The sequence below is a fragment of the Corynebacterium sp. HMSC034H07 genome (genome assembly GCF_001815175.1).
In the GTDB taxonomy this organism is placed as follows: Bacteria; Actinomycetota; Actinomycetes; order Mycobacteriales; family Mycobacteriaceae; genus Corynebacterium; species Corynebacterium hiratae.
On the sequence record NZ_KV819530.1, the window covers coordinates 1 to 1,038 of the forward strand.

Sequence of the window (1,038 nt, forward strand, 5' to 3'; positions counted from 1 at the left end):
GTGGGTGAGCTTGGCGCCGTCATCAGCGCAAGCCAGAGATTCTTGGAAGATTTTCCTTTTACATGAGGTGGCTGTGCACTGGAATCTAGGGACTTTTACGTGCAGCCTGGTGGGGAATCCGACGACAGGAAGATCAACGAGTCGACGGGTGGTGTGGTCGCGTAACTTTCCTGACTGTCCGCAGTCCGGGCATACGCCGCTAACGGCTACTGGCGTGGCCTCAATGATGGTCAACGCTCCGGCATCAGCGGCACCGGTGATAGCAAGTCCGATTTCCGCGGTACGGCAGATGGTGTCGGCAACGAGGTTTCCAGTAGGCTTCACAGCACGGGTCCCTGGTGGGTGTAGATGGTTGTGTAGCAACTTTCATCTTCACACCAGGGACCCCTATATGTTGTGGTGACCCGCTGAACCCATCGTGTTCTACTTCACCCCGCTACGCACTCCAAAACCGGAAGAGCCGGTAAAGAGACGGTGGTTCACGGGATTCGCGTGTCAACCCTGGAGCGCACGGCCATTGATATTGCGCGGTTCTATGGATTTGAGGAGGGGCTCGTTGCCGCCGATGACGTGCGGGCGCGCAATGTTGGCCAGTTCTGGATCAGTGAGACGCTCGGCGCTATGGGGAGAGTTAAGGGTGTTGCCGCCGCGCGGCGGGCGGTTGCTGAAAGCGTCAATTGCGCGGAGTCACCGTGGGAATCCTATGCCCGTGCCTTGATTCTTGCGGCGGACTACCCGGAGCTGCGCTGGGTCAAGGCGCAGTATGTGATTGAGAACTATCGAGCGGATCTGGTCATTAATGGGTGGCTCGTGATTGAGATTGACGGAAACGTCAAGTACCGCTTCGAGGCCGAAGAGGTAATTCGCGCGGAGCATCGGCGCCAGCAAGCCATCCTCAACAAGGGCTACATCGTCTTGAGGTTTAGCCCAGAACAGTTGAGTTCGCGGCCTGACTATTTCCAGGAGACGGTGGGCAAACACCTGGCACGCGGCCCGCGCTTGTAAAAGTGCAGACCTGGAAGTGCAGACCTGCTGGTC

2 protein-coding genes are annotated in these 1,038 nt (G+C 57.9%); one reads left to right on the top strand and one right to left on the bottom strand.

Going from position 1 to position 1,038, the window contains the following annotated elements; translation table 11 throughout:
• Positions 1-324, bottom strand: a 324-nt coding sequence (locus tag HMPREF3009_RS13065) for a transposase family protein (RefSeq protein WP_198531125.1), incomplete at its 3' end; no start/stop codon positions are given.
• 168 nt (positions 325-492) lie between these two features.
• On the opposite strand from HMPREF3009_RS13065, the gene HMPREF3009_RS07135 reads away from it, so the two are divergent.
• Positions 493-1,005: a DUF559 domain-containing protein gene (locus HMPREF3009_RS07135; RefSeq protein WP_232761009.1), complete on the top strand. Its 513-nt coding sequence runs from the start codon at positions 493-495 to the stop codon at positions 1,003-1,005.
• The last annotated feature ends 33 nt before the right edge of the window (positions 1,006-1,038 follow it).